This is a genomic window from Vibrio sp. RE88, assembly GCF_013113835.1.
In the GTDB taxonomy this organism is placed as follows: Bacteria; Pseudomonadota; Gammaproteobacteria; order Enterobacterales; family Vibrionaceae; genus Vibrio.
Genome location: NZ_VTYQ01000004.1, coordinates 354,793 through 380,560 on the forward strand (window position 1 = coordinate 354,793; position 25,768 = coordinate 380,560).

22 protein-coding genes are annotated in these 25,768 nt (G+C 45.0%); 7 read left to right on the forward strand and 15 right to left on the reverse strand.

Annotated features, from left to right (window positions below):
• Positions 1–73: 73 nt before the first annotated feature.
• Positions 74–1,009, reverse strand: coding sequence for a chemotaxis protein (locus F0265_RS11735; RefSeq protein ID WP_171749019.1), 936 nt, complete (start codon positions 1,007–1,009; stop codon positions 74–76).
• Between the two features lie 193 nt (positions 1,010–1,202).
• Here F0265_RS11735 and ppiC point away from each other — a divergent pair, with 193 nt between their 5' ends.
• A complete protein-coding gene (gene ppiC / locus F0265_RS11740; protein ID WP_004745652.1) occupies positions 1,203–1,481 on the forward strand; it encodes a peptidylprolyl isomerase PpiC in 279 nt (92 codons plus the stop codon).
• A gap of 41 nt (positions 1,482–1,522) precedes the next feature.
• Here ppiC and F0265_RS11745 read toward each other — a convergent pair whose 3' ends face one another.
• The 4 genes from F0265_RS11745 to F0265_RS11760 form a co-directional block, all read right to left on the reverse strand.
• Complete coding sequence (locus tag F0265_RS11745) at positions 1,523–4,078, reverse strand: glycosyl hydrolase family 18 protein (protein WP_171749020.1); 2,556 nt, start codon at positions 4,076–4,078, stop codon at positions 1,523–1,525.
• A 619-nt stretch (positions 4,079–4,697) separates the two neighbouring features.
• Positions 4,698–5,456, reverse strand: a complete 759-nt coding sequence (locus tag F0265_RS11750) for an SDR family oxidoreductase (protein ID WP_171749021.1) — start codon at positions 5,454–5,456, stop codon at positions 4,698–4,700.
• A gap of 196 nt (positions 5,457–5,652) precedes the next feature.
• On the reverse strand, positions 5,653–6,657 hold the full coding sequence (ltaE, locus tag F0265_RS11755; protein ID WP_171749022.1) for a low-specificity L-threonine aldolase: 1,005 nt from the start codon (positions 6,655–6,657) through the stop codon (positions 5,653–5,655).
• 10 nt (positions 6,658–6,667) lie between these two features.
• Entirely contained in the window at positions 6,668–7,192 is a 525-nt protein-coding gene (locus F0265_RS11760; protein ID WP_006960784.1) for an NUDIX hydrolase, read from the reverse strand.
• Positions 7,193–7,468: 276 nt separating this feature from the next.
• Here F0265_RS11760 and F0265_RS11765 point away from each other — a divergent pair, with 276 nt between their 5' ends.
• Both F0265_RS11765 and viaA read left to right on the forward strand, forming a co-directional pair.
• On the forward strand, positions 7,469–9,133 hold the full coding sequence (locus tag F0265_RS11765) for an ATPase RavA domain-containing protein (RefSeq protein WP_171749023.1): 1,665 nt from the start codon (positions 7,469–7,471) through the stop codon (positions 9,131–9,133).
• Positions 9,134–9,144: 11 nt separating this feature from the next.
• Positions 9,145–10,590 carry an ATPase RavA stimulator ViaA gene (viaA, locus tag F0265_RS11770; protein WP_171749024.1) on the forward strand — a complete coding sequence of 482 codons (1,446 nt, stop codon included), beginning with the start codon at positions 9,145–9,147 and terminating at the stop codon, positions 10,588–10,590.
• 69 nt (positions 10,591–10,659) lie between these two features.
• On the opposite strand, the gene emrD is transcribed toward viaA, so the two are convergent.
• Together emrD and F0265_RS11780 are read right to left on the reverse strand one after the other, a co-directional pair.
• Positions 10,660–11,865 (reverse strand): multidrug efflux MFS transporter EmrD, encoded by a 1,206-nt coding sequence (emrD, locus tag F0265_RS11775; RefSeq protein WP_171749025.1) that lies wholly within the window; start codon positions 11,863–11,865, stop codon positions 10,660–10,662.
• 212 nt (positions 11,866–12,077) lie between these two features.
• Complete coding sequence (locus F0265_RS11780) at positions 12,078–12,386, reverse strand: cysteine-rich CWC family protein (RefSeq protein WP_080749144.1); 309 nt, start codon at positions 12,384–12,386, stop codon at positions 12,078–12,080.
• A gap of 140 nt (positions 12,387–12,526) precedes the next feature.
• Here F0265_RS11780 and F0265_RS11785 point away from each other — a divergent pair, with 140 nt between their 5' ends.
• Positions 12,527–12,787, forward strand: coding sequence for a hypothetical protein (locus F0265_RS11785; protein ID WP_038157899.1), 261 nt, complete (start codon positions 12,527–12,529; stop codon positions 12,785–12,787).
• Here the strand turns inward: F0265_RS11785 and F0265_RS11790 are convergent.
• Entirely contained in the window at positions 12,780–13,682 is a 903-nt protein-coding gene (locus tag F0265_RS11790; RefSeq protein ID WP_171749026.1) for a DMT family transporter, read from the reverse strand. The genes F0265_RS11785 and F0265_RS11790 overlap by 8 nt on opposite strands.
• Before the next feature lie 164 nt (positions 13,683–13,846).
• On the opposite strand from F0265_RS11790, the gene F0265_RS11795 reads away from it, so the two are divergent.
• Positions 13,847–14,302, forward strand: coding sequence for an Lrp/AsnC family transcriptional regulator (locus F0265_RS11795; protein ID WP_171339663.1), 456 nt, complete (start codon positions 13,847–13,849; stop codon positions 14,300–14,302).
• On the opposite strand, the gene F0265_RS11800 is transcribed toward F0265_RS11795, so the two are convergent.
• Together F0265_RS11800 and F0265_RS11805 are read right to left on the reverse strand one after the other, a co-directional pair.
• Positions 14,303–15,352: a GGDEF domain-containing protein gene (locus tag F0265_RS11800; protein WP_171749027.1), complete on the reverse strand. Its 1,050-nt coding sequence runs from the start codon at positions 15,350–15,352 to the stop codon at positions 14,303–14,305.
• A 78-nt stretch (positions 15,353–15,430) separates the two neighbouring features.
• Positions 15,431–15,907: a MarR family transcriptional regulator gene (locus tag F0265_RS11805; protein WP_006960793.1), complete on the reverse strand. Its 477-nt coding sequence runs from the start codon at positions 15,905–15,907 to the stop codon at positions 15,431–15,433.
• 413 nt (positions 15,908–16,320) lie between these two features.
• On the opposite strand from F0265_RS11805, the gene F0265_RS11810 reads away from it, so the two are divergent.
• Entirely contained in the window at positions 16,321–17,898 is a 1,578-nt protein-coding gene (locus tag F0265_RS11810; RefSeq protein WP_171749028.1) for a BCCT family transporter, read from the forward strand.
• A gap of 61 nt (positions 17,899–17,959) precedes the next feature.
• On the opposite strand, the gene F0265_RS11815 is transcribed toward F0265_RS11810, so the two are convergent.
• The 5 genes from F0265_RS11815 to F0265_RS11835 form a co-directional block, all read right to left on the reverse strand.
• A complete protein-coding gene (locus F0265_RS11815; protein WP_171749029.1) occupies positions 17,960–18,679 on the reverse strand; it encodes a 3'-5' exonuclease in 720 nt (239 codons plus the stop codon).
• A 7-nt stretch (positions 18,680–18,686) separates the two neighbouring features.
• Entirely contained in the window at positions 18,687–20,576 is a 1,890-nt protein-coding gene (locus F0265_RS11820; RefSeq protein ID WP_040121504.1) for a DUF294 nucleotidyltransferase-like domain-containing protein, read from the reverse strand.
• A gap of 109 nt (positions 20,577–20,685) precedes the next feature.
• On the reverse strand, positions 20,686–21,072 hold the full coding sequence (cueR, locus tag F0265_RS11825; RefSeq protein ID WP_006960797.1) for a Cu(I)-responsive transcriptional regulator: 387 nt from the start codon (positions 21,070–21,072) through the stop codon (positions 20,686–20,688).
• 179 nt (positions 21,073–21,251) lie between these two features.
• Positions 21,252–22,292 carry a porin gene (locus F0265_RS11830; RefSeq protein WP_171749030.1) on the reverse strand — a complete coding sequence of 347 codons (1,041 nt, stop codon included), beginning with the start codon at positions 22,290–22,292 and terminating at the stop codon, positions 21,252–21,254.
• Positions 22,293–22,663: 371 nt separating this feature from the next.
• Complete coding sequence (locus tag F0265_RS11835; protein WP_171749031.1) at positions 22,664–23,635, reverse strand: AraC family transcriptional regulator; 972 nt, start codon at positions 23,633–23,635, stop codon at positions 22,664–22,666.
• A gap of 119 nt (positions 23,636–23,754) precedes the next feature.
• Between F0265_RS11835 and F0265_RS11840 the strand changes: the two genes are divergently transcribed.
• Complete coding sequence (locus F0265_RS11840; RefSeq protein WP_171749032.1) at positions 23,755–25,752, forward strand: TonB-dependent siderophore receptor; 1,998 nt, start codon at positions 23,755–23,757, stop codon at positions 25,750–25,752.
• Positions 25,753–25,768 lie beyond the last annotated feature (16 nt).

Consider the following 25,768-nt stretch of genomic DNA (forward strand, 5'->3'; position numbering starts at 1 on the left):
TATTTAATAAATATGATGAACTTATCTTAACAAAGTCCACCATTCTAAAGTTCAGTTTCGCCCACTTTTACGCTTAAACGGCTACTTCTATTCGCTCAGTTGTACTGCCTGATTCCAACATAGCCGCACCGCGAAGCATTGCCTTGATAAGATCACCGGCATTGAATTTCTCCAATGCTTCGTGTGCACCAACTTGACGAGCCCGATCAACACAGATTTCACTCGATAGTGAAGTGTGAAGAATGATGTAGGCATTACTAAGCTGCTGTTCACTCTGAGTCTCAAAAGCCAGTTCGTAACCATCCAAACCTGGCATTTCAATATCGCTTACCAAGAGTTGAATTGGCTGGCCTCGTTCCGCTTCTTCTCGCATCAATTCCAGTGCTTCAATACCATTGTTTCGAATCTGATAAGAAATATTAATACTATCGAGCGCATCGGCGAGTTGTTTTCTTGCAATAGAGGAGTCATCAACGAGTAAAATACTGAGTGCTTTGAGTCGCTCACGTTCGATATCGGTCAACATCGGAATCTTAGTCGATTCATATTGAGGGTAGATCTTTGATAGAAGGAGCTCCACATCGAGCATCTGCACAATCTGATCTTCGAATCGGGTGATACCCGTAACGAAAACATTGCTACCTGCTGATTGAGGGGAGGGTTCAATAGAGCGCCAGTCACACTCGATAATTTTTTCAATCGAACGCACCATGAAGGCTACAACGGTCCTCAGACAATCAGTGACGATTAAATAGCAAGAATCGTATTCTTCAGGTTGGATTGGTCTAAAACCAATAGCGGCAGGCATATTAATCACAGGGATGGTTTTATCACGGATGGTGACCGTACCAATCACATGGTGATGTGAGTAAGGAATTTGAGTTGTCGACTGATAAGGGACAATCTCACGAACCTTTAGTGTACCAATCGCAAATAGCTGTTCACTGCGAGTCAGTGTGAACATCAACATGCCTTGAGACTGATTTGCTTTACTGATTGTTTTTGCCATGACGGACGTTTCTCAAATTTGATACTTATAAAACGAGATGGTAACGCATCTACAGTTCGAATCAATTAAGATAGGTCAATTAAGTCGGATTCTTTGATAATTTGTGTGGATATTTAGCCATTAGGATGGTGATCTTGCGCTATTTCGTTACAATATGCGCCCTCAGATAGGCCCAATACATTGAGATTTTGACATGGCAAATACAGCAGCAGCTTTACACATTTTGGTAAAGCATAAAGAACAGGCTGAAGACATCATCAAACAGCTGAAAAAAGGTGCGAAGTTTCAGACTCTGGCAAAAAAATACTCCACGTGTCCATCTGGTAAAAAGGGTGGCGATTTAGGTGAGTTTCGCAAAGGCCAGATGGTTCCTCAATTCGATAAAGTCTGCTTTAGTGGGGAAACGCTAGTGCCACACTTGGTGAAAACCAAATTTGGCTGGCACGTAGTGAAGGTTTTGTACCGCACTTAAAAAAACACCCCGCGCTAGCGGGATGTTTTGGGTTTAGTGAATTATAGTTCTGTCCACGCTTGGTCCCAGTAAAGCCCCGTACCTGGCGCGTAAGCCCATGCAGCGTCTGCACACCATCCTGTGTATGGATGAGGCTTACACTCATAACTGTTTCCTGCGTTAGTTACGCGGTCACCAGCTTCATATGAAGTACCTTCAACATATTGAGGGTATTCGCCCGGATTGCCACCATCGTCCTTGGCTTTGACAAGAACTGAGAGACTTGCGGTGTCTGAGGCTATGCCGTCAGAAACAGTCACTGAGATGGAAACATTGGTATCTTGCGTAAACTCAGGGGCAATAAAGCTCGCACTGTCGCCATTCTCATTAAGTGTAACGTCAGAGGAAGACCAGCTATAGGTTAGGTCGTCACCGTCCGCATCAGAGCTGCCTGATGCATCTAAAACGACATTGTCGCCAGCTTCCGCTTGAGTAGGGCCGCTGATATCGGCGACAGGTGGCGTATTTTCTGGTTCGCTGCCAAGTTCGGCCTTAATGTTAACCGTGTCGTAAGAAGTTGCATTTTCATCATCCGTCACAGTTAGCTTAAAGCTATAGGTTTCATTCGTGCCTGTATCCGGAATGGCAACGGACGCAACAGCTTTGTCTGCATCAGTGATGCTAAGATCATTGCCCGCAATCTGTTCCCATTTGTAGGAAACGATGCTGCCATCATTGTCGCGCGAGTCTGAACCATCAAGCTGAACAGTTTTAGCTGTGTCGACGACGATATCATCACCCGCATCAGCGACCGGAGGTTGGTTGCCCGGCTCTCCACCTTCAAGTAGTCCACGTTGCATGGCATTGAGGATATCGCCGTTGTCTCCATCGATCTCCCATGAGAATAAGCCCGCAAATCCTTGAGAGCGTACATAAGCAGCTTTCGCTTCAACAGAGCGTGCATCGTCATAGGTGATCACTTCACCAGTAGACTCTTTGTATAGGTAAGGGGCCTTTGCTGGTTCATCGTAAAACTCTTCAACACCAGATTTACCAAGATAATCGCTGACGATATCCTTGTAGTCGATTACACCTGCTTCCCAACTGCCAACAATTGGGCCATTACCCACGCCAGTAATAGGGTTGGATGTATCCGTCATACTTTCGCGAGTGACTCCGCTCCAGCCGCGGCCGTACATCGCAGCGCCCAATACCAGTTTGCTCGGAGATACGCCTTGCTTAAGCAGCTCTTTTACTCCGTTGTGCGTGGTGTATTCTGGGCCGTCATCGGGTGTTAACGTACCTTCACATTGAGCTGCTGTGATGTGTGAACCACAGTAAAGAGCGGCTTGATGACCGAGATTATTATCCCATGCTCCGTAGAAGTCATAAGTCATGACGAAGAGGTAATCCATGTACTGAGCTGCGTCTGGATAGTGTACGTCTTCGACTTTATCCCAGCCGGCGCCAATAGCAGAGGTTAGTTCATACGTCTGGCCAGTTTCAGCGGACAGCCCATCCAGCATCTGGCGTAGCTCTCTCATCAAATCAACGTACGCTTGGCCGTCTTTATCTGGATCACCTAAATCTGGGTTTGCACCTGTACCGCCAGGGTATTCCCAGTCTATGTCAACGCCATCGTAGAATTTCCATGTTAGAAGGAATTCTTTGACAGAGGCAACGAAGGTATCGCGATTCTTTTTGTCAGTGAATCCGTAGAAGGGGTCAGACAATGTCCAGCCACCGATCGACGGGAGAATTTTTAGATCGGGGTAGCGCTGCTTTAACGCCATCATCTGACCGTATGTTCCTTTGATCGAAGAATTTGCAGTGCCAGGAAGGCTAGAGCCAAAAGCGCCCCATTGATCATGAACAACTACTTCATAATCTTGAGAATCGCCACAAGCGAGTTGAAGTGCTCTTTGCGAATTCTGATCGGTTAATGACTCGTTTGGGCCACAAATTGGAATAAACCCATAGATGATGTGTGTCAGATTGTCTGCTGGGATGTTATCAACCGTGAATTTGCGATCATACTGGCTCCATTCGACAAAATAGGTGCCCACAACCGTGCCATCTGGTTGCGGAGGAAAAGATTGGTTATTGCTGTCGACGTTCATAACCAGTGGAGCCATGCCTTTGCCATTAGTATCCGTCACCGAAATCTTGTGTACTGGTGAAGTTGAACACTCTCCGTCCTCATCACATATATTGACGGTCATATCATATTGGCCCGCTTCTTCTATCTGGACTTGCGTATCGCCAGAAAAAGCCGAACCTGTAGGGCCATTAATGGGAGCTGAAAAGATCACTTCATTGTTTAGCCTGACTTGCCACTCCGTTGCAGGCGTCCCACCGTTGTACCATACATCCCATTCAACGGGGAAGGTGACCTGCTCATGCCTAACCACAGTTTTTTTGTATGACTGTTGGCCAGCCTCTCCGTTAATCTCAACAAATGATTGGCTTTTTACACTGGTCATATTCCAGTCCAACGCTGCTGAAGCGGGAGCTGCATGTACATTCATGCTGGCTGTACCTAGGCTGAGTGCGATCACTACAGACAGAGGTTTAAGTAGACGTTTCTTACTACACTGACGGTTGTCTTTTATATCCATTGTTATTTTTTCCTTCTTTTTTATTCAACCCTATGGTCAATCTGAAAACTAATCCCAGTAGAATTCGAATTCGCAGACAAATTTAATTTAGAAGGGCTTTTTTGAAGGGGAAAACTCCAATTTGATAATATGGAACTAGAGGTGGTAATTAATATTATTTCATAAATGATTATTGGACTTATCCAGAATTAGCTGGCAGTCCGAATTAGAATTAAAGCTCTATAATTCTCGGCAATATTGTTAAAAACGAGAGAGTGGAATTTTTACGGCTTTGTCGGAGTGAGTATTTAGTTTAATAAACATCAAAGAAATAAGTTTATTTAAACTTGTAATGTGTTAATAGTCGCTGACGTCGCTAAATAGCTGTATTGAACTGTTTGTAGTGTGACTTTTTCAACAGTTCTTGGCCAATCATTAACGGTAAATCATCATAAAATGATATGACATAGTGGCAGTTTTACTTAATTTGAGAAGATGTATTGTATATAGCGCAGTGCTAAGGATTCTCATAGAATGAAGAAAGATTGATGTACGACTCAGCGAGAAGGTTGTGTATTTCTCGCTGATTTGAATAGCGTCGTAGCCCGAATCCTATGAACTAGGAATTGAAAGGAATGGATCAGTAGGCCCGATTAAAACCGCCGTCTAGCACTATGTTTTGACCTGTCATATGGTTAGAGATTGGCCCGAGCAGCGCCACAATACTATCGATGACATCTTTTACCGATGCGTACTTTTTAAGTGGGATATTAGACGTTTCGTTCTCCATCAGTTCTTTAAACGATAGATTCCTGTCGAGGGCTTTTTGCTCCATCTTCTGTGTATAGCTTTGAGTCATTACGCCACCGAGGGAGAGGGTATTAACGGATATACCTTGCTCTGCCAGTGACAACGCCATGGTTTTCGCTTGTCCGACCCAAGCGCTGCGTAAGCAATTGTTTATCGAGTAGTGTGGAAGTGCGGCTTTGGAGCTGATTCCTGAAACGAAAACGATGGAAGCGTTTTCCTTCAACTTATCTTGCTCGACAATCTGGCGAAGCAAACGTAGGGGCAAAATAAAGTAATTATTGAAATACTCTTGCCATTTTTCATCGTCAGGAAACACTTCTTTGGAAGGTGGGATTCTTGGGATAAAGAACACCACACCATCGAATTTATCAGAGTCTTTGATTGCTAAAGCACATTCATCAATGGAACCGGTGCTGAAGAAATCAAGTGCACTTGTTTGTACGGGGTGCTGAAACTCATGGCTAGACACAATATCATTTAATTTAGAAATATTTCTTGCGGCCAAAAAAAGTGAATGCTCTCGGGCGAGTTCGATTGCTAAGCTGGATGCGATTCCACCTGTCGCACAAGTGATAAGATAATTTTTCATATTCAGTGTTCTTCGTACTAGCAGGTTTGTTTTCAGGTGATTTGGGTAAACAGCGTTCTTTTTATTGTTAGCTGAAAATCTGACTCAATAATAATTCCTTCGATATTCCCGGGAAGCAATCTTATTTGTGCGTTCTCACCTATAGAAAAAGCCAGCCACTTTAGTGACTGGCTTCTAAACTGAGAAAAGTCAAAAACTACAAATACGCTTTCAGCTTTTCAACAAGCAACTTAATGTCAGATTCAGAAACGTCTTTATGAGTTACAAAGCGTATTGGGTTTCCTGGCGAAACGGTAATGCCGTCTTCGCTCAATTTATTTGCAATAGCGTGGATATCAACGTTGTCGTCCAGCTTAGCAAATACAATGTTAGTCTGAACGAACTCAGGATTGACGTGGAAACCTTGAAGTTGACTTAACTCCGTAGCCAACAGTTTTGCATTGGCGTGGTCAACTTTCAGCTGTTCGACTTGCTCGGTCAACGCCAGTTTACCTGCCGCAGCAAGAATACCAGCCTGACGCATACCACCGCCAACCATTTTGCGTAATCGACGAGCCTTAGCGATATAAGCCTTGCTGCCAAGAAGTAATGAGCCGATAGGTGCAGAAAGGCCTTTTGACAGGCAGATTGTCATCGAGTCAAAGTGCTTGGCGATTTCTTGAATATCAACATCGAGTGCAACAGCTGCATTGTATGCACGAGCTCCGTCTAGATGGAGTGATAGGCCGTGTTGATCAACAAACTCTCGGGCTTGTGCGAGATAAGACAGTGGTAGCACTTTGCCATTGATGGTGTTTTCTAGGCTTAGCAATTTAGTTCGGGCAAAATGGCTATCATCTGGTTTGATTGCCGCTCTTAGTTTGTCGAAATCAAGGGTACCGTCTGGGATATTTTCGATGGGTTGTGGTTGAATAGACCCTAACACGGCAGCACCGCCAGCTTCGTATTTGTAGTTGTGCGCCTGTTGGCCACACAGGTATTCGTCACCACGGTCACAGTGTGCCATCAAACCAAGCAAATTTGCCTGTGTGCCTGATGTGGTGAAAAGTGCTGCTTCAAACCCGTGGCGCTCCGCAGCCCACGCTTCTAGTTCATTAACGGTCGGGTCGTCACCGTATACGTCATCACCGACTAACGCGTCAGCCATGGCTCGTCTCATTGCTTGGGTGGGTTTGGTGACGGTATCCGAACGGAAATCCATGCGCTTTCTCCTATATGTATCCACACAGTTTTGCTTTACTTAAACATGCGATCGTTTTGGCATCGGTGATCTCGCCTTCGATAATCTTTTGTTCGATTTCGCTAACAGGCAGAGACAACACCTCAATGACTTCATCATCGTCGCAATTAAATCTTGTTACCTCGGACAGGCCTTTTGCGACAAACAGATATTGAATCTCGTCGCAAAACCCAGCCAAAGGTGTGACTTGCCCTAGAGATATCATGGTTTCTGCGCTGTAACCAGTCTCTTCTGCTAATTCTCTTACTGCACAGAGCTCAACAGGTTCGTTAGGTTCAATCGTGCCAGCAGGTAATTCAAGTAGCCATTTTTTGAGAGAAGGGCGGTACTGGTTGATAACAATAATATTGCCATTATTTTCTATCGGTAAGATAACGGCAGCGCCAGGGTGAGAAATCGTGGTGTGAGTGATGGTTTTACCGTTAGGTAGTGTGGTTTGCTCTTCCTGAAGGGAGATGCCCTTCCAAGTGTGTAGAATATTCAAAGGTGTGTCCATAGTATTCTTATCGTGACTCATTAATTGAGATGCGGCCTTACATTACAGCCTACAAATAGTGAATAAAAGGTTAATAGTGAGCGTGACTCAAATATGAGACACTCTCCCAGTGACTTGTCTCCCAAAATTGCAAACTTTGATTTCAACAAGTTACGTCAAATTTGCTTCTGTTATAAAGATGGGTCAAAACTAAAAAAATGCACTTGTAACAAAGTGATAACAAATGTATAAAAATATACATATATTCAATTCTGGTCGAAGTCAGAGGAGCGCAGAATGATTAGCCCTACCAGAGTCTCCCACTCGCAAAAAGCGTTGCTCTCTGAACGAATCAACAAACTGGCTCACGCCTTATCTGATGGTGTCTACGAGCGTGAAGATACCATCAAAATGTGTTTGCTCGCCGCATTGGCGGGTGAAAGTGTTTTCCTATTAGGCCCACCGGGTATCGCAAAAAGTCTCATTGCGAAGCGGTTGATCCAAGCATTCGACAATTCCTCCTATTTTGAATACTTGATGACTCGCTTTTCAACACCTGAAGAGGTGTTCGGACCTCTGAGCATTCAAGAGCTTAAGGATAATGGACGCTATTTACGCCTGACAGAAGGGTACTTGCCGACGGCTCAAGTTGTCTTTTTGGATGAGATTTGGAAGGCTGGCCCTGCGATTCTCAACACCCTATTGACGGTGGTGAATGAAAAGACCTTCAAAAATGGTAGCGATGTAGAACGCGTTCCTATGCGTCTGCTGGTATCCGCATCCAATGAACTTCCGGATGAAGACAGTGGTCTGGAAGCGCTATATGACCGTATGTTAGTCCGCATCTTTGTTAATCGCATTCAGAACAAACAAAACTTCAAATCAATGCTGACAGTGGGTACGCCACAGGAAGCACAAATCCCTGAAGGTTTGGCGATTACAGATAAAGAGTATCATTTGTGGCAATCTGAGCTTGAAAAGCTCGAACTGAGCGACGAAGTCTTTGAAAAACTCTATGAGCTCAAAGAAATGCTAGAGCAATCGGCAACTGAAGGAATGGGCGTTGATGTCTCTGATACCGATATGTATGTCTCAGACCGCCGTTGGAAAAAAGCCGTTAAGTTACTTAAAGCAAGTGCCTATTTTAATGGTCGCGATAGCGTCAATCCACTCGATCTCTTGCTGTTGCAAGACTGCTTATGGAATAGCCCAGAGTCAAGAGAAGTGGTGCAGCGAGTCGTGAAAGAGTTTGCTCTTAAACAGGCTTTTGACCAGCAAGAAGTGGAGCAACAGATCAGCTTATGCCGTGAGGAGTTAGCGGAAGTTCAGGAAGAATTAGAGTCTGAATTTGGCATTATGTTGTCTATGGAATCGACCACGGGCTTGTTAAAGAAACAAGTCCATAGCTATGACATCTCAGATGCGAAAAGCTACAAAGTGGGTAGCGCCTTTGATCTAGTCAAACTGGTGCTATTGCAAAGTAACATGTCAGTGTCTGAATCTGAGAAAGGGGACAGCCGCTGGGTTTACGTTCCGAAGAATGAACTGGAGCGCGTGATTAAAGAAGGCCATGGAGATGTGTACGGGTATGTTAATCAGAACACCAACATGTGTCGTTTACGTTTTGATATTGATGCTGGTAACAATCTCGTCATTAAAGACATCGCTAATCGCGCGGTATTGGTTTCTGTTGTTACGCAGAAAGGTCTCGACGACGGTCTGTATCAAAGTTGGTTGACCAAGTCAGAGCAAGCCTTGGCTCAGCTTGAACACGCTGAGCATCATCTTCTTAAAGTACGCTCTAACTTTCATGGCGCTCTACCGCATAGTTTTATTGACCAGGACTTACCTCGCGCGATGGAAGCCAGTCTCCAGCACATTCAGCAAGTACTGGAATCGACCAAAACCGAATGCGAACGCACGGTTTTCCGTTTTAGAAACCTAAATCAATTCTTCTCTTAAAGGAGCTATGAATGTTAGGAGCTGACGGTTTAAACCTAGCGTTAATGATTGCAGACTCAGGGATCATAGACTCTGCGGTCAACGATCTAATGGCTCGTTCTCAAGTCATGGCGATCACAGAAAACAGAGGGATGAAAACGAAAGTTAAAAACCATCTGCTTAAGTGGCGAGGTAGCGTGAAGAAGCGCATAACCAAGGTTTGTGAAACAGAGCGATTCCAGCAAGAACTTGCACTTTATCAAGAAGTCATTCATTGGGACGAAGCGACATTCTTTGAAAAAATCCCCGATATCATCAAGAAGCTTGAATGGCATTCAGCATTCTATCTGCAAGCTCGTCGCCTGATGGAAAAGAACAAAGGGGTGAACAACCCGATGTTCCCACATTACTTCTGTGATCAGTGGTACCAAAGTCTGTCTGAGGCGATTCGTCAGGCTCAGGTAACAGAGCTTGAAGCGAATAAAGAAAAGGCTTTGAAAGATCTCTATCAGCGAATGGAAACCATGAAAAACATGGATAAAGTCACTGAAGAAGGGGATGAAAACAGCGTTGGCCGCTTATGGGATATGGCAGCGGCTAAGCTGAGTAAAACAGATTTATTTGTGATGAAGCGCCATGCTGAGTTTCTGAAAAAGAATCAAGGGCTGCAGGAAATCGCGGAAAAGCTGGGCCGCATGGCAGGTCAGGTTGATGACCCCGATTTAAATCGGGCGCCAGCTGAAGAGCTACAAATGGTCGAGGAAAAGTCAGACGAAGCGACGGACGACATTGTTGGTATTCATGAAAGCGATGACCTCAACAAACTGCTGCCTAACGAAACCATGTTTTTGGCTTACCCTGAATTAGAAGTCGTGTTCTATAAGCATTTAGTCGATAAACGTTTAATGAATTATCGTATGCAGGGTAAGTCTCGTACGCTGCGCAAGGTTAAGGCACACAGGCCAGACAACAAACAGGTCGATGTTGAAAAGGGGCCTTTTATTGTTTGTGTGGATGCTTCAGGCTCGATGAGCGGCTTCCCTGAACAATGCGCGAAAGCTATGGCGTATGCGCTAATGCAGATTGCACTGGCGGAAGATCGCGACTGCTTTGTTATTTTGTTCTCTACGGAGCAAATCACCTATGAGCTGACGAGACAAGATGGTTTACGAGAAGCGAGTGACTTTCTCACATACAGTTTTCATGGTGGAACAGACTTAGAGCCTGTGCTAATGAAGTCTATCGACTTAATGGGTGGCGATAGATACAAAAATGCCGATATGGTAGTGATTTCTGACTTTATCGCGCCCAAGCAATCGGATGAAATGCTGGCGAAAGTCGCTAAGCTTAAAAAGCGTAAGAACCGTTTTCACGCTATTAGCTTATCCAAATATGGCAATCCCGAACTGATGTCTATGTTTGACCACAGCTGGGCATATCATCCTAATCTGGTCGGTCGGATAATGAAAAAATGGTAACGGCTAGTTGGGCTTAACCGAATCAGACTAAATAAAAAAGGAGCAGTTCATGCTCCTTTTTTACGTTGGTTAGACTGCCAAAGGTATTTCATTGGAAGGATCGTGCTTGTGATATACACGAATCAGCCCGAGCAACGCCAGCAATGACATGAGCAACATTAATGCACCTACTGGCATCTGGTCATGCGAAGGGATGATTGAGGCGGCTAGGGTGGCTAAGCCTGCACCTAAATTCTGCATACCGCCCAGAATGGCTCCTCCGGTTCCCGCATGGTATGGAAAAGGTGACAAGGCACCCGTGGTTGCAGCAGGGAATAGAACGCCAGCCCCCAAAAAATAGATAGTCGCCCCGCCAACCAACGTCATCGCGGAGGTTTGTCCCATGAGTCCAGGCACCAGTACAATGAGTGAGCCAAGTACGATGGCTAGTAAACCAAACATCATCGAAACTTTCTCGCCTCTTTTGGATGCAATGACGCTAGATAGCCCTGCGCCGACGAGGTAACCGGGAATAGGTAAGACAAATAACATACTGACCGTCGTTGCAGGCAGCTTTAACACGCCACCAAGTAGAACGCCTGCGGCGGCCTCAAAGATGGCCACACCAGAGAATGTCGCCACGATGCACACTAAATAACCCTGGAACCGTTTGTTAGAGAGCACAAAGCCATAGCTACTTAGTGCAGATTCATTGCGCCGACTCGCTTTAGGCAAGGTTTCTTCGAATCGGGTCATCATGATGATCACCACAGCGATGCTAAACAATGCTAGGAACATGTAGCCAGAGCGCCAGCCTAAAGTTTCCGTCAGGTATCCCCCAAGAACAGGGGCCAATAGTGGAGAAAAAATCACGCACATGCTGATCAAGCTGTTCACTTGATGAAGCTCTCTTCCCGAAAAGACATCTCGTGTGAGGGTTCTCGACATAGCGCCACCGCTGCCGATTCCCAGTCCCTGAATAAAGCTGCCAGCAAGGAACCACTCGAATTGTTGTGCAAACAGAGCAACGATTGCACCGACAATATAGATAAGCAAACCAGCAATAATAATCGGTTTCCGGCCTAAACGATCGGATAGCGGACCATAGAAAAATTGTGAAAGACCATAGGGTATTAGATAACACGCCATGACTGCCTGAAGTGCAGCGGGTGACACAAGAAATTCATCTGCCATATGACCGATAGACGGCACATACATGGTTTGAGTCATCTGACCTACCGCGGTCAGTATTGCAATTAAAAATGTCAGTTTTATAACTTGAGATGATGCGGACATTTTCAGACATACCTAAATTTAAAGCGCACGAAACCACAGGTGCTGCGTAATGCAACCCTAACTAAATAAAGAAAAATGGATGATTTAGGCGCAGAATATTAGAAGGAGATTGGTTTGCGTGCAATTGAAAAATGTGATCTTACGCAAGATTAATTTCTATGATTTGGATTAGATAAACTAATCCAAATTTTGAGAGGTTACTGAACGAATAATTATTCTAGAGGCAGTTGGTTGAGGCACTTTCTACACAAGCAAGATTCATTTGACGGGAGAGAAGATGTATCTCGTTTTTCAAGCGAAAAACACCAGCAGGTGTCTTTACCTGCGCTGATGTCACACTGGGCTGACTCACCACAGGACGGGCAGGTATGGCTTGTGGTGCTTCCTTGAAGCGCATCCATAACGGTGTCTCTTTCATCATCTGAAAGGTGGCGCCAGTTGACGATTTCATCAATGGTTCGATGGCAACCGCTACATATTCCACCATTATTTTTGCATGCAGCGATACAGGGCGTTTTCAAAATGGTCATCCACGCAAAGAAATTTCGCTGCAGACTATACCGGACTCTGCGTGTAACAACAAAAAATCAGTTGTTTTTGATAATGATTCCCATTAGTATTTGTTGCAAATGATAATTAATATCAAAAAGTAGTTTTGTTGATGATTTCTTCGCTTGCAGCTTCAGTCTTTATTGTAGGGCTAGGAATTAAAATTCGTATCTCCCGCCTACAGATCGGGATCTGGTTGCTGTTTACGCTCGTACTGGAACAGTTTGTCACTAATATGGCACTGCACGTTCTGGTTTCTATGTTTATCGCTTCTCCCTTCCTTATCAAAATGGAGAACAAAGCTCTTGCGCGCCAGATTTACGTTCTGTGTGTTCTCGTTCCCAGCTTAACGCTGATCCCTAGAATCATTTAAACTTTGGTGGCTGATACAGCAGAGAAGCGTCTTGCTTCATAAATATATTGCTGGCGATCAAGCTGCCAACACACACCATTCCAAGCGCAAACCATCCCAATAAAGTGGGCTGTTCATTGAACACAGGGATAGCAAGTAATGTTGCTATCGCGGGCGTTGCAGCACCAAACGCAGCAGTACGCTCAGCGCCCAATACTGAAATCGCATGTAAATAGGTAAATGCAGCAACCAGACCAGCACCAATGCCTTGTAGGGTGATATGACCCGCGAGTTCTTTCCATGGCCAATCGGCCACACTGGTTGCGATTAAATGACTCTTTAGCATACCACTGGCGATAAGGGTGATTAATCCGAGTGTGGAGAGTAACGAAATAACTCCCGCGGCAACTAAAGGGTTCAGATTAGAAACTCGCGCGCAAATCGTAAACGTTGCCCACATCATGCTCCCCAACAGGAACAGGAAGTATCCGGTCAATAAGCCATTGCCAGAGTGTCCAAAGCCCTGAAAGAGGAAAGCAGCGATGCCACCGAGCACTAGCATAAGTCCCAAAATACGGTGAGAGCTTAACGGTTGTCGAAATAGTACTACCGCGATGCCTGACACAAAAAGTGGTAGTGTGCCCGGTATTAACGCGCTACCGTCGGAAACTGGCGCCAGCTGCATGCCTGTCCCGGCAACCAACAAGTAAGGCAAACCACAGCCAACAAACATCCCTAGCATGTAGCGTTTCGGTACTTTTTGAATGAGTTTTATTGATTTAAGTACCAAAGGGAGCAGCACGATACAAGGGATGAGAAATCGAGCCAATGCGATATCTGCTGTTGTGAGTTCCGAATGTGCGCCACCACGAAGTGAAAGAAAAAAGCCAGACCAGAGCAGCAGTGTGGCAGCCATTGCCAAGTAACCTGAGATCATAACGTTGTTAGTATATTAATTTGGTGTTAGTAATTATGAGTCGTTTCTTAAGACCAAATATGGCAAAGTTAACTAATAATAATATGAGTATTGGCTGAATCAGCTAATTTATTAATAAGATTTGCTATTTAGAGGCGTGAACCATGGATAGGATCGATCAACACATCTTGATGTTGTTACAAAAGGATGCCCGTCAGTCGACAGCAGATATTGCCGACAAAGTCGGTTTGTCACCTTCCCCTTGTGCTCGAAGGATTAAACGGCTTGAAGAAGAGGGAGTGATCGCCAGCTACCGAGCAAGCTTAAGTAAAGATAAGGTTGGGGTTGGGATGACGGTATTTGTCGAGGTTAGCCTAAGTAACCACCAAGCCTCTTCTATCGATGACTTCGAGCAAGCTGTTCAGGATATGGAGGAAGTAGTGAGTTGCCATGTTGTTTCGGGTGCTTATGATTACCTTTTGGAAGTCGTCAGTCATGATCTGGCCGGGTACGAAGCTTTTACGCGTAAAATTCAGCGTTTAGAAAATGTTAAGGATATCCATACACACTTGGCAATTCGGCAGGTCAAAGAAGCCCGACAACTGCCCATCTTCAACTAATTAGCGTGAGGCGCGCTGGTAAGCGCTTCGATCGTAACTGTTCATGCGGTCGGGTTGAGAAAACAGTGAAACCCGATCTCGACCCAGACGTTTTGATTGGTAAAGGGCTATGTCAGCACGTTTGACCCAGTCTTCAATGGATTCAAAGGGCTGAGACTCTGCCACACCTGAACTTAGGGTCACTTTCGCCTCTTGAGGATAATCGCTCTCTTTGACGGCGCGATTGATTGCTTCCATTGAAGACTCAACCGCGTATTGATCGGCTTGAGGAAACAGCAAAAGAAATTCATCGCCCCCCAAGCGAAATAACATAGTTGAGTGCTCGGTTTCGCCATCAATAACTTCAACCACCTGTGTGATGACTTGGTCACCGACATCATGCCCATAGAGGTCATTAATCGTTTTGAATTTGTCGATATCAATGAGCGCGATTGACGAGGTTGTATAGAGCTGACGAATGTTCTCAAGTGAGCTTTGTAGTTGGTGTCGGTTGTACGCGCCAGTCATCGGGTCTCTCACGGACAAATAGCGAAGGTCGGTTTGTAGCTGTCTGACCGCTTTAACAACCACATGGACAATGACCGCAGTAGCGAGTAAGGAAAAGGCGTAGCGGGATGTTTCTGATAACTCCTGATGAGGTAATACAGCGATGGTGCAACCTAGACACATCACGATATTCGCGATGGTGGCGGTGCGGGCTGGTAGGAGAAACACAATGCTCACAATGATAGGGAATACCCAGTAGGTGGCCAATGTGCCAAAGATGTTCACTGCCATAATGATTGAGGTGACGAGCAGAGAAAGAGGGATAAAGTGTCCGAAGAGGCTGACTTTATTATAGATAATGGCGGCAATTTCTAGGAGCAAGGTAATCTCAAACGCCAGTAGAACAGCGCCGAGCATGGTTTCGCCAATGAGAAGGTTTTTGATTCCGAGTGGAACGAAGAAGAGAAGCGTGATCGCGGCGATAAACTTCAGAACTTGTTTCTGTTGTCTGATGTCGAGGATAGCATCACTCTGTCGGGTCTGAAGCGTCTCGTTTTTCACCATGCAACACCTTTGGCTGTCCTTTACGCCTTTATAAAAAGTAAGCCTAAAGTGTTGCTAAATCAATTCTGGCGCAGGTAGTTATTCTGGCTTGGTGATGCTTCCTAGCTCAAGTACAGGTGCTACATCAATGTCCTCAGCGTTCATCATCGATGAGATACGTTGCACCGAAGAAAGAAGCAGTGATTGTTCCCATTCTTCCAGTCGTTGAAACTTATTGATGAAGTTTTGCTGCAAAGGCATTGGCGCTTGGTCGAGTACCGCCAGACCTTTCTCAGTAAGGTGTGCGTGAACCTTTCGCTTATCTTGAACGCTGCGTACACGCTTAACCAACTCTTGGCGCTCTAAGCGATCCAATATTGTCGTTGCTGTCGCTTGACTCATATTCGTATGGTTAGAAAGCTCTCGAATCGTCACTTCTCCAAGCTCTCTTATTGAGCGCATTAGAATCAGTTGTGGGCCTGTTAACCCAGACTCTTTACTTAGCCTTTTCGAGTGCAGATCGATGGCGCGGATAATCTGTCGAATAGAGATAAGAACTTCTTCGTGCTTTTCCAATGTTAATCCTTAATGAGCGAAGCGTTTGGAGGCGAGAAAATACATGAAAATTCCCGCGAAATGAAGCCTGAAAACTCATAAATATCATACTTATTTCTCATATTAGTGAGGGAATGAATAGTTATGAGAATCGGAAAGAAATTTTTTTGCGTAAATGTGATGTTCTCAAATGTTTAGAAGTCAAAATGAATGCAGGGAGAGGGATAGTTGATTGTTGTGTAAATAGTAGGCTCTTGAATTCGTATTCGTCCAAAAACTGGACAAATAATAGTGATTTACTGGAATGATCTGTATCTAGGCGTACAATGGTGTTTAGTCGATCAAGTCTTGATATAGATTAAATTGTTTTTATCACTAACGATTTTTCTATCTGAAGGCTTGATTAGGGAAGAATATTCATCGAGAGAGGAAAGATGACTAAAGGTATAGACAAGTACAGTATCGATAGTACCGATTACACCATCGGGCAAGATAATGTACAAAAGTGGGGGTTTGATGTTCACAACCCCGTATTTGGCGTGAGTGCCGGATTCATCGGATTATTCCTGTTTGCTGTGTTGGTGATGGATGCGCAGTCAGCAAAATCATTGCTGGATGGTCTGAAGTTTCAAATCATCGGAAGCTTTGATTGGCTATTTATCTGGTCAGGAAACATTTTTGTTGTTTTCTGTCTTGCGCTAATTGTTAGCCCATTGGGCAAAATCCGTCTTGGTGGTCAAGACGCGACAGCAGATTACTCATTCATCTCGTGGCTATCGATGCTTTTTGCTGCGGGTATGGGTATCGGTCTGATGTTCTGGAGTGTTGCTGAGCCTGTTGCTTACTACACTGGCTGGTTTGAAACGCCGTTAGGTGTTGAAGCCAATACGCCTGAAGCAGCAAAACTGGCAATGGGTGCAACGATGTACCACTGGGGTCTTCACCCTTGGGCTATTTACGGTGTTGTTGCTCTGTCTTTGGCGTTCTTTGCTTATAACAAAGGTTTGCCACTATCAATCCGCTCTATTTTCTATCCTATTCTTGGTGACCGTGCTTGGGGTTGGGCTGGACACATTGTTGATATCTTAGCGGTATTGGCGACGCTGTTTGGTCTTGCTACTTCTCTTGGCTTAGGTGCGCAGCAAGCGGCGAGTGGTATCCACCATGTATTCGGTATTGATGCAGGTATGGGTCTACAGATCGTCGTGATTGCGGTTGTGACTTTATTGGCTGTGGTATCCGTTGTTCGTGGGATTGATGGCGGTGTGAAGGTTATCAGTAACATCAACATGATCGTAGCCTTCTTGCTACTGATTTTGGTTGCTCTGATTGGTTATGCTGTAGCGTTTGGCAACATTGGTACGACGCTGATGGCTTACGTTGAGAATATCATTCCGCTAAGTAACCCTCATGGTCGTCAAGACGAAGCTTGGTTCCAAGGCTGGACAGTATTCTACTGGGCGTGGTGGATTTCATGGTCACCATTCGTTGGTATGTTCATCGCACGTGTATCTAAAGGTCGTACAGTACGTGAATTTATGACGGCGGTTCTGTTAGTTCCAACAGCGGTAACGCTACTTTGGATGTCAGTATTCGGCGGCATTGCGATTGACCAAGTGGTTAACAACATCGGTGAACTAGGTGCAAATGGTCTGACGGATGTTTCGCTAGCAATGTTCCAGATGTTTGATGTACTACCTTTCGGTACTGTTCTATCAATCATCGCGGTGATTCTGGTTTTGGTGTTCTTTATTACGTCATCTGACTCGGGCTCACTGGTTATCGACAGCATTACTGCTGGTGGTAAAGTCGATGCGCCTGTACTTCAGCGTGTATTCTGGGCCTTTATGGAAGGTGCAATTGCAGTCGCTCTACTATGGGTTGGCGGTACTGAAGCGGTTCAGGCGCTACAAGCAGGTGCTATTTCAACGGCCTTACCGTTCACCTTTGTATTGTTGATGATGTGTGTCAGCCTGCTGATGGGCATGCGCACGGAAAAATACGATCGCTAATTGAAATGATGAAACTGAAAAAGGGACGATTTATCGTCCCTTTTTTGTATCGTATGCTGACTCACAACCAAATCTGATTGAGTTTCATTGTGCGCTCGTAATGATGCGCAATTTGCGCCTGAAGTAGCTCTGCGGTTGCCACGGCGTCTGTTAAGGCATGGTGGGGAGTATAGGGAGGCAACCCGTAACGCGAACGACTGGCGCCAAGTCTGACTGAATCAGGCTTCTTACCTAATACCTTATTGAGAATACCACCGCGCAGGCGTTGTTGATAAAGTGTTTCAATATGCATGGTATCGACGACAGGAAACTCAATCCCTTCATTAATTCGATCCTTGAGTGCTCGATCAAAAAACTCTCGCTCAATTCGCTGATAATGCACCACCATGACTTTGCCTGCCATCTGCTGCAAAACTTGATCATATACTTCCGATAAGTCCGGTGCGTCGAGAATATCACTGTGGGTGATACCATGAATGATGACGGATTCTTCAGCCAGTTGCTGACGAGGGCGTACCGTCCAGTGATGAGCTTGATTAATAAAGATTCTGTTGAGGTTAAACGGCACTGTTCCAATGGTGATGATGTCATCCTGCTCTGAATCTAAACCAGTGGTTTCAAAATCCATGGCTAGAAAGGTCACATCTTCCAGATTGGTCTCGGCGCTTGGAACTCCAGCACTGTAGTAACGCTTGAGTGAGTCATTTCGGCTAGTCTGTTGCTTCGCCTCAAACTTCTTTTCCCAATCAATCGCTGGTGCACGCATCATACTTTTGAACATCGTTCACCTACTTAAAGTTGTTGCTGGCTTGGTAACGGAATTTAAGGAAATTCTGTGCGTTACTCAGGATTTGGAAAGCATCTTTCAAGTTGCGTCGTTCGAAATCAGATAAGTTCTCCGGTTCGATATTGTTATCCGGTTCGATTTGATTCTCTACATCGAGTGCTTGGTGACGAATTCGTACCATGGAGATGAATTCAAGCGCATCGCGTAAATCGCGCGCTTTGCCTTTGGGCAAAATACCCGCTTCATGAATATCATCTAAGCGCTCAAAGGAGTTGGTAGAGCGAGATCCTACCGCTAATGCGTGAACGCGAATTAAGTCGGCGAGTGGGGCAGTGCCGCGACGCTTGAGGTTGATGGAGTTTTTGTGCTGACCATCTTTCTCCATCACAAAGTCTTTGAAGAAACCGAGTGGTGGGGTTCGATTCATGGCGTTGCGAGCCAGACAGGCCAAGAAACGATTGTTTTTGCGTGAACGTCTGACAATGAACCCATTGAGTTGTTCTGCCCATTTCAGGCGTCCATATACACCCACTAAGTCGAAGAAAATGGAGGCATTCAATAGGGCTTTCGGGTTCGGGTCGTCTATCCAGTCGGCAAAGCACTCTTCCCATTCGCTTCGGGTCATGCGCCATTCTGGATTGGTGGCCATAATGTCACCTGTACAATAGGTGTAACCGCATTCGTTTAGTCCATCACAGATCTTCTTTGCCAGCGCTGAGAAATACTCGTCGTGCTCTTCCTTAACATAGGAATTATCAAGAATGATGGCGTTATCCTGATCGGTGACCAGAATTTGCTCATCTCGGCCCATGGAACCCAAAGCGAGAAAGCAGTATGGAATAGGAGGTTCGCCCAGCTCTTCTTCTGCCAGTTCAATAATTCGTTGTTTAAAGCTCTTACCAATCACCGACATGGCACTGCCGACCATGTGAGAGTTCGCATCTTCGTTGACCAATCGTACGAAGCTGTCTTTTACCTGTTCAGATAATGACGCGAGCTCTTCAATCGATTGCTGCTGGAAGATGCTGCTGACTAGGAGTAGAGAGTTTTGAGATTCGTAGCGGACGATGTCTGTCGCTTCGATGATGCCAATAGGCTTTTTATCTTTTAAAACCGGCAGGTGGTGCACGTTGTAGCGTAGCATGGTGAGCATCGCTTCATAAACGTACGCATTGTGGTCAAGGGAAATGACTTCCGTTGTCATCACGCTGGACACTTCGTCATTTGCATCCAAACCTTCAGCCAATACTCGGGTGCACAGATCTCGGTCGGTGATGATGCCAACCAGCGGTGAATTGTCTTCTTCGTTGTCTTCAAGAATGTCGGGATCGATGATCAATAGTGAAGAAACATTCTCTTCAGCCATTTTGATCGCTGCATTCTGGATTGTTTCTGTTTTTTCCAAAAATGGAGCGTCGCCTGTGAGAAGCGTGCGAACTTTTGATGTCGTTAGGTCGTTTTGTTCATTGGTACTTGAAACGGCTTGGCGAAGTCGGGCGGTATCTTCAACTTCAACAAAATCTGCAAAGGTCTCGTGATTGTCGTAGAGCTCTTGGAAAACCGCTTCAGGAATGCAGTACACCAATGTATCTTTGGTCGCTTTGGCTGGAAAGCGTACTTTGTTATTGGTGAGTAGGCCCATTTGCCCGAACAGCGCCCCTTCATCCAGTCGGTTGTAGAGTTCACCTTTGCGTCGATAAACTTCAACAACACCACTGCGCACCATGTACAAATCGTGGATTTCGTCGCCAAAGTGGATGACTGGCGTATCCTCACGGAAATAAGAAATTTCAACATGCTTGGTAACGAAGTTGAGCACTTCATCTTCGAGCTCATCAAAAGGTGGGTGCTGAGAGAGGAAATTCTTTATTTCCAGTAATTCTGCTTCCATGAAGACATCCGAAGTAACTGTGTAGTCTTTCAATGTTACATGATCTGAGGATGTACTTCATGGTGGGTTGTTGAAAAGGTTAAGAAAAACAACAGCCGTTTGTGAGCTGTTACTTAGTCAGGTCTTCTATGATCGGGCAATCGCTATTTTCATCACCGGGGCAGGCATTAACCCAACCTTTTAGTTGTTTCTCTATTTCACGTAGCTCTCGAATCTTTAATTCAACTTCTTTGAGCTTCTCCTGAGCTTTGGCCTTCACCTCGCTGCTTTTGCGTTTTGGGTTATGAGCTAACTCCACAAACTCTTTGCATTCTGCTAATGAAAACCCAGCATTTTTTGCTCTGGAAACCAGATTAAGCTCTTGAACATGCTGCTCGCCATATTCGCGATAACCCGCATCACTGCGAGTTGGGGGAGTAATGACGCCTTTTTCTTCATACAAACGAATGGATTTACTGGATAATCCGGTGAGCTTTGCCACGGAGCCTATATTCATGGTGTACCTCTGCCACAGATAGCGTTGCGAGCGCTGAAACATCTCTATTCAGTTGTACTACTTTATGATCCTTACGCCAAACTTTTTAGCGTCAGAAACGGAAAAAGCTCACTCCGACGGGAGTGAGCAAAAACTGGCATGCGTATTCTACGCCAGGAATAGGACAGTTTTTCTAAGAGTTACAGGTAGTAACGAGCACCGATAACCCATTTGTCATCAGAGTTGTAGCCTGTTTCGTCTTTCAGGTCGAATTGGTACGCCGTGTAACCAATGAACTTAGGTGTGAAGTTGTATTCAGCTTGTAGCGCCATTTCTTCACGTGCAGTCACCGTTGTACCACCTTTAGTTTCTTTACCTTCAACTTGTTCGTAGTTCACGATTAGGTTAAGGCTGTTTTCGAATGCGTAAGATGCCAGTGCTTCGTATGCATCACTTTCTACAAGCAGAGTTGAGCCGTTGTAGTTCATGTATTCATTTGAACCGTAGACACCCGCTAGGTATAGGCCGTTGCCGTAAGTACCGTACTTAAGAGACACTAGGTGAGATTCTGCTGTTTCTTTTGTTGAAGTACCTGTTGTGAAGTCACCAGTGTTAAACGTGTAACCTAAGCCGAAATCAGCGATAGTGTAGGTCAAAGCAATCTGACCACGGTCATCGTATACAGTCGTAACGTTAGGAGTCACTTCTGTATTCACTTCGTCTTTAGAACCCTGCCAGCCTAGACCGAACGACAGGCTACCCATTTCACCGAAATCAAAACCGTTGCGGTAGCTCACCATCTTGTCAGCACGTCCAGTACCAAGGATTCCGTGATCGTCGTAGATAAATTCGTTAGCGAACGCGATTGGCATATCAGCCACACCAGCGACGTCGTAGTACGGCGCCCACTGAGTACCTACAACACCGCGACCTAGTTCTTCATGAGTGATACCCACATAGCCAAGACGGGTAGTAAACGTCTGATCGCCACCATCTAGGTAGTTAAGCGCCCATTCACCTTTTGCGTCTGCTGTGAAGCCGTGGCCGATGTCCTGAGTAGCGTTAAAGTTGATACGTGGAGAGTTTGTGCCTACGTCAGTGTGACCTTGCTCTGAGCCGTTAACGTTTACAGAAACGTGACCGCCAATAGCGAAAGTGGTGCCATCGTTGTTGTATAGCTCAACAGCGTAAGAAGTGGCAGATAGGGAAGCGATTGCAACAGCTAAAATCGTTTTTTTCATAATAAAGTCCATATTATTTAGCCAGTTAATTGGCTTGATGTTTGCTCGTGAATACACGATGCGAAAGACTTTACTGCGAAAGTTCCTTGGTTCTTCAAAAAATAAAATAAAAAGTTAGAGGGAAAGAAAACCCTTAAATAACAATGGATTGATGCCGTTATATTTTTTTATATTTGTATTTTTTATAGATACATTTTGTTACTTATAGATTGGGTTTATTGGTCGTAATTTGGTGATATCGAGTGGGAATTGCTCAGTGATAAATTCGACGATTCAATCATGAAAATGATACCTAATAGCCATAAGTTGTTTACTTAATAAATAAGTCATCACAAAGCGCAACAAGATGGGGTTTACGCATTTATACACATCTAAGGCTTAACCGCTGCTGTTGGAGGAAAGCCAAACGTCTTCTTGAATGCATTGGTGAAGTTGGCAGGGTGCTTGTAGCCCGCTTCATATGCAGCTTCTGTGATGGTCACAAGGCCTTGTTCTAGGTGCTGCTTTGCTATTCTGAGTCGACGGCTGCGAATGTAGCTGTTGACGGTGAGGCCCAAGTGATCGCGAAATCTCTTTTGTAGGTTAGAGCTGCTCATCGAAAATTGAGCCGCGATATGCTGTAACGTCAGTGATTCTTCAAGGTGTGCTTCGATGTAATTAATTATCTCATCTATGCGGCTGTGTTTTTTGAGCACTTTGGAGGGCTGACGTTCAACACTTCGCTGTTGATCTAGGTGAGCAAACATTTCCGATAGAATCTGTAACGACAAGGACTCCAGCTTGATGTGCGAGGCGAGGTTTTGTTCATCTTCGCTATCCAGAACTTGCTCAACGAGATGTTTGAGAGCCGCTGAGACAGGGATTCGGATGTGATTCAAGTGTCCTGAGAAAAACTCGTTAGCTTGATCTGCTTTGCCGATTCGCGATGTTATCCATTGTGGGTGCAGAATCAGATTCACTTTGGCGAGTTGATTGTCTTTGGCAATACTTCTTCGAAAGTGCGCCGCGTGAGAGAGGTTGACCATCACTGCTTCAGCTTGTTGCTCACCATTCAGATTAAAATCCAAATTGTCGTAGCCAAAACTGAGTTTTCCTTCCAGAACAACAGTAATGATTACAGACGCCACTGTCGGAGCGATAACGTGTGAATTCAGCAGTTCAGTACTTCTTCCACCGTACAAGGTGAAGCTACTTGGTACGCCATAATTGATGAGTTTGCCTTCAACAATTGGGGCGTTCTGATTCCGATTTTGGCTGATGATGATTCGTTTATTGTCTTCAATAAGCGTCTTCGTGAGTGCGACTTTGTGTCTGCATATAGGATCACTAGCAGAATTCACCATCTTTGCGTTTCCTCATAAGCGTTATGCGATTACGCATAACTCTCTTTTCTTCTAGTTAATAAAACTGACATTTATCATACATGCGAATTGTTATCATTACCAATTAGGAAGTAAATCTCATGGGAAGGGTAAAAAGCACTCCTTTAAAGCAAACAATGGTTTGTGTGGCAGTAGGTTGCGCATTGTCAGTACCTGCAATAGCAGAAGAAAGCAGCTATTTTGATGAAGTGGTTGTGTGGGGGACGAAAGTTTCGAGTAATACTGAATCTCTCGGCGCACAAGACATGTCTCTCAAGCAAGCGGATCATATGTCTGATTTGCTACGTGATATTCCGGGTGTGGATGTCGGCGGAACTCACTCAGTCAACCAACGTATTAATATTCGTGGTTTGGGAGAAACGGATCTAGATATTCGCCTTGACGGTGCGTCACAGCACGCCAATATGTTCCACCATATTGGCAATCTCACTCTTAACCCAGACATTCTTAAAACAGCAGATATTCAGGTCGGAAACAATTCGGTTACGCAAGGTGGTTTAGGCGGTTCGGTTTACTTTGAAACCAAAGACGCGAAAGATCTTCTTCGCCACAATGAAAGCTTTGGTGCACGCGTGCATGGTGGGTATGCCAGCAATGCGAGCCAACAAGGCTCACTAACGGTCTATGGGCTGCTTGGTAATGGCTTTGATGCAATGCTCTACGGCAACTTGGTCAAACGCGACAACTTTGAAGATGGGCGAGGTGTTGAAACATTTGGCGTAGAAGGTGATACGTACAATGTTCTGGGCAAGCTTGGTTTTGAGCCTTCAGATCTACATCGTTTTGAGTTGGGCTACGATATCTATCGTGACAGTGGAGATTATAGTCCGCGTCCAGATTGGTCTGGTGAAGCAAACCAAGGCAATTCCGGGAGTGTTCTAATTCCGACAGATTATGATCGAGATACGATAACTTTGTCATATGAGCTGCAAGGTGAGAGGCACAAGGGCAAAGCGTCTCTGTATTCGAGCAAAACGGAAATCACTCGGGATGAATCTGTGGTGACGGGACGATGGCCAAGTGATCGTTTGTCTGTTAACACTGCTGAAAACCGGAATGACGGCTTGAATGTGAAGTTTCAATCAGACTTCTCTATTGCGTCATTGGAAAATGTCGCCACTTACGGCGTAGATTACATCGATAAAACCAGTAAGAGCACTTATGGTGGGGTTGTATTTGCCGATGAAAGCGCAAAGAACGCTGCCATTTTTATTGAGAACCAGTTGTTTGTGACAAACGCTTTCAACCTAACAGCAGGGATGCGTTTTGACGATTACAAACGCGAAGCGGCAACAGGAACAAAAAGTTTCGATGACGTGACGTGGTCACTGACAGGTGAATGGAACGTGACGAGTGATTGGACACTATTTGCGAGCACGCGCAGTTTGTTCAAGGGGCCAGAATTACTTGAAACATTTATCAAGTACCAACAAACCAGCCACTTGGCTGAAGACATTAAAGCCGAAACAGGGCAGAACACCCAAGGTGGTGTAAAGTTCGACAAGCGCATTGATGAGCATTTCTTCGGCGCAAACCTCACCATATTCAAAACTCAAATTGATGACGATATCCATGAAACTTGGCAAGGAACTGGCTACCTGATCGATAACTTAGGTGACGTTGAATTAAACGGTTTTGAAGTCAGCGCCTCATATGGTTACCAGATGTTTAATTCTAAGCTTTCTTATTCTCGTTCTGATAATGAAGATGTGACCAATGGTGGGCCTGTTGTTGATTCTAACGGACGCAGTACAGACATTGGTGACAATATCGCTCTAACACTTGATTACCAAGCCGACTCCATTGACACCATCTTCGGTTGGACAAGCATTGTTGTTCTCGACGAGGACAACGTTGTCTCGGGTGCTGAGAAGAAAGAAGGGTACAACGTGCACAATTTTTATGCCCAGTGGATACCTTCGCAAGCCGAAGAGCTGACCCTGACGTTTGGTATCGATAATGTGTTTGATGAAGAGTACATCTCTCACGCATCTCGTACTGGCAATGCGCGAGGAAACCAAATTGATGACTATGAACCAGGACGTAACTTCAAATTGTCTGCGGCATACCAATTTTAATCCTTAACTTTCCATA

Bases quoted from the DNA above. Each gene is read 5' to 3' on its own strand.
- F0265_RS11735 (WP_171749019.1), bottom strand. From the start codon at position 1,009: ATGGCAAAAACAATCAGTAAAGCAAATCAGTCTCAAGGCATGTTGATG.
- ppiC (WP_004745652.1), top strand. From the start codon at position 1,203: ATGGCAAATACAGCAGCAGCTTTACACATTTTGGTAAAGCATAAAGAA.
- F0265_RS11745 (WP_171749020.1), bottom strand. From the start codon at position 4,078: ATGGATATAAAAGACAACCGTCAGTGTAGTAAGAAACGTCTACTTAAA.
- F0265_RS11750 (WP_171749021.1), bottom strand. From the start codon at position 5,456: ATGAAAAATTATCTTATCACTTGTGCGACAGGTGGAATCGCATCCAGC.
- ltaE (WP_171749022.1), bottom strand. From the start codon at position 6,657: ATGGATTTCCGTTCGGATACCGTCACCAAACCCACCCAAGCAATGAGA.
- F0265_RS11760 (WP_006960784.1), bottom strand. From the start codon at position 7,192: ATGGACACACCTTTGAATATTCTACACACTTGGAAGGGCATCTCCCTT.
- F0265_RS11765 (WP_171749023.1), top strand. From the start codon at position 7,469: ATGATTAGCCCTACCAGAGTCTCCCACTCGCAAAAAGCGTTGCTCTCT.
- viaA (WP_171749024.1), top strand. From the start codon at position 9,145: ATGTTAGGAGCTGACGGTTTAAACCTAGCGTTAATGATTGCAGACTCA.
- emrD (WP_171749025.1), bottom strand. From the start codon at position 11,865: ATGTCCGCATCATCTCAAGTTATAAAACTGACATTTTTAATTGCAATA.
- F0265_RS11785 (WP_038157899.1), top strand. From the start codon at position 12,527: ATGATTTCTTCGCTTGCAGCTTCAGTCTTTATTGTAGGGCTAGGAATT.
- F0265_RS11790 (WP_171749026.1), bottom strand. From the start codon at position 13,682: ATGGCTGCCACACTGCTGCTCTGGTCTGGCTTTTTTCTTTCACTTCGT.
- F0265_RS11795 (WP_171339663.1), top strand. From the start codon at position 13,847: ATGGATAGGATCGATCAACACATCTTGATGTTGTTACAAAAGGATGCC.
- F0265_RS11800 (WP_171749027.1), bottom strand. From the start codon at position 15,352: ATGGTGAAAAACGAGACGCTTCAGACCCGACAGAGTGATGCTATCCTC.
- F0265_RS11810 (WP_171749028.1), top strand. From the start codon at position 16,321: ATGACTAAAGGTATAGACAAGTACAGTATCGATAGTACCGATTACACC.
- F0265_RS11815 (WP_171749029.1), bottom strand. From the start codon at position 18,679: ATGTTCAAAAGTATGATGCGTGCACCAGCGATTGATTGGGAAAAGAAG.
- F0265_RS11820 (WP_040121504.1), bottom strand. From the start codon at position 20,576: ATGGAAGCAGAATTACTGGAAATAAAGAATTTCCTCTCTCAGCACCCA.
- cueR (WP_006960797.1), bottom strand. From the start codon at position 21,072: ATGAATATAGGCTCCGTGGCAAAGCTCACCGGATTATCCAGTAAATCC.
- F0265_RS11830 (WP_171749030.1), bottom strand. From the start codon at position 22,292: ATGAAAAAAACGATTTTAGCTGTTGCAATCGCTTCCCTATCTGCCACT.
- F0265_RS11835 (WP_171749031.1), bottom strand. From the start codon at position 23,635: ATGGTGAATTCTGCTAGTGATCCTATATGCAGACACAAAGTCGCACTC.
- F0265_RS11840 (WP_171749032.1), top strand. From the start codon at position 23,755: ATGGGAAGGGTAAAAAGCACTCCTTTAAAGCAAACAATGGTTTGTGTG.